This window comes from Microvirga sp. P4_G7 (assembly GCF_056401005.1).
Genome location: NZ_JBFUKD010000514.1, coordinates 1 through 2,778, shown reverse-complemented (window position 1 = coordinate 2,778; position 2,778 = coordinate 1). Strand labels below are relative to the sequence as shown.

The window sequence follows — 2,778 nt, the reverse complement described above, 5'->3', positions numbered from 1 at the left end:
GCTCCACGGCGGTTCGTTGCGCATCAAGAGCCAGGAAGGCGTCGGCACGATCGTCCTCGTCCACTTACCGCTGACGGAAGCGACGAGCGCCGACATCGCGCTGGCGGACGCGGCCGCGTAGCGATTGCGCATCCTGTCGACCGGCCGTGTGCGACGGCCCTCGCGAACAATATGGCATCTCGTGAAAAAAGGGGCGCCGCACACCGTGCGACGCCCTTTGACGAGTGCGATCCGGAACGGACGCTCGCGTCAGGCCCAGAAGTCCGTTGCCGCAAGCACCTGGAAGTGCTGWGCGCCGAGCTCGGTGTTGGCTGCGACTTTGGCGAACGTGATTGCCGCGAGCCCGCCGGCACCGTCACCATCGAACGACAGATCGCCCGTGGCCTTGTTGTAGAGGATCCGCTCGCCGGCTGTGCCGGCGGACGCCCCCAGCTTGAACGCCGAGGCGCTCAGAGAGCCCGTCGTGAGGGAGCTGAAGATCCGACCCGAGAGCAGAATATTGTCTCCCGCGGAGAAGTCAGCGATCTGATCGACATTGCCGCTCGCGTTCAATGTTGAGTTGAACACGAACATGTCGCTGCCACCCTCGCCGATGAGCAGGTCGTTGCCGAACCCACCGGCAAGCCTGTCGCCTCCGCCTCCACCGGACAGCACGTTGCCGCCCGCGTCACCGGTCAACTGATCGTCGAACGCCGACCCGAAGACGTTCTCGATACCGCTGAGGCTGTCGCCCGTCGCATCGCCCAACGTGCCGCTCCCTGTCGCCAAATTCACGGCGACGCCGGAGCCCGCTTGCGTATAGGACGCCGTATCGAAACCAGCCTCGCCGGCGAGCACATCGCCACCGGCGCCGCCAGCGAGCGTGTCGTTGCCCGCACCGCCGGAGAGCACATTGCCCCGTGAATCGCCGAACAGGGTGTCGTCGAAGGCTGAACCGAACACGTTCTCGATGCTGGTGAGCGTGTCCCCGGCCGCTTCACCTGCCGAGCCGCTACCCGTCGCCAGATTGACGGCGACGCCGGCATTTGCACGCGCGTAGGACGCGGTGTCGAAACCCGCCTCGCCATTGAGCACGTCGCCACCGGCGCCGCCGGACAGCGTATCGTTTCCGATGCCGCCGACGAGGACGTTGCCGCCCGCGTTACCGGTGAGCTGGTCGTCCAGGAACGAGCCGAACACGTTCTCGATGCTGCTGTAGCTGTCGCCCGCCGCGTCGCCGCCAGTGCCGTATCCTGTCGCCAGATTGACGATGACGGCCGAGTAGGACCAGACATATGACGCCACGTCGAAGCCCTCGCCGCCGGCGAGAACATCACCACCGGCGCCGCCCTCGAGGGTATCGTTCCCAGCGCCGCCGGAGAGGACGTTGCCGCCCGTGTTGCCGGTGAGCGTGTCGCCATGGGCCGAGCCGAACACATTCTCGATGCCGCTATAGGTATCGCCCGCCGCATCGCCGACTGAACCCCATTCCGTCGCCAGGTTCACCACCACACCGGAACCCGCCCGGCTGTACGATGCGGTATCGAAGCCCTCGCCGCCGATGAGGACATCGCCACCAGCGCCACCCGCCAAGGTGTCGTTGCCGACGCCGCCATTCAGGAGATTGACGCCGCTGTTCTGGCTGCTGAGGGAATCGTTGCCGCCTCCTCCGAACAGGTTGCCGGAGCCGACGATGACGTCGCCTCGGGATGTCCCGAGCGAAATCCGAACGGGAGCGGCTTCGCCGGAAAAGATGTCGAAGCTCGCCACATATTCCTGGCCGGTCACGGAATTGGTCGCGGTGCTGCCGTCGAAGTCCAGTTGGAAACGACCCGCGGTGAAACCACCGTTGACGATGCTCGAACCGTCCGGTCGGTCGACGAGCAATGTCAGCCGTACGTCCTCGACAGGGCCAGCACCTGTCGTAATCTCCACGCCATTGGCATCGTGAACGTCGAGGTCGTTCACCAAGATGACGGCGCCTGCGGCCTGCGGCTCGCCACCGATGACGCGAACTTCATCCGCGAGGAAGATCAGCGTCGGCATGGGATCGTCATCGCCCAAATGCAGAATGATCGGCGCCGCGGTGATGATCTGCGTTCCGTCTTCGGTGTATTGGACATCGAGCACGCCGTCGCGATCAGCGTCCGTCAGGTCGATCGGATCGGCATGAATGGTATTGTTTGCGTAATACTCGCGGAGTCTCGGATCATCGCCGATATACAGAAAGATCGGCATCGCACGAACGATTACAGTGCCGTCGTCGCGGTAACTGATCTCGGATCCGGCGAGCTCGCCCCATTCGTCAGGAATTTTGAGCAGAGACAGGTCACCCACTATTTCGAAATCGATGTAGAGATCCTTCGGTATCACCTCGCCGCCCGAATCGGCGGACCCACCCGACCCGCCGGGATGAGATGATCCAGTCCCGGAACCGCCCGTCGGGTTGCCGCTGATCTCGCCGCTCGTCCCAGTGCCGCCGTAACGAATGCCGCCGCCGCCGGTGTTGTCGAAGTACTCTTCGCAAGCCATTGCGATTGAAAAAACCATTTTGCGCCCCTCCGTCGTCCTGACCCGAACCGCGATCGCGTTCAGGGAAGACGATGGAAGCGTATGCTTTTCAATTATGTAATCAAGTAACAATTATATGTATTGAGTGCGTTTTCGCACTACAATTCTCGATTTTAGCGGAATACAACCCGACAACCATGCATTTCAATTTAAATAATTGTTAGATAATTCTACAGGAATATAGACATGACTACCCTCGAAGAGTAATTAATTACTAAACGTAAACCC

Annotated in this window: 1 protein-coding gene; it reads right to left on the bottom strand. The window is 61.9% G+C overall.

Annotation, left to right across the window (positions count from 1 at the left end; translation table 11 throughout):
- Positions 1-249 precede the first annotated feature (249 nt).
- A complete protein-coding gene (locus AC1DT3_RS17220; RefSeq protein WP_477466457.1) occupies positions 250-2,529 on the bottom strand; it encodes a beta strand repeat-containing protein in 2,280 nt (759 codons plus the stop codon).
- Positions 2,530-2,778 lie beyond the last annotated feature (249 nt).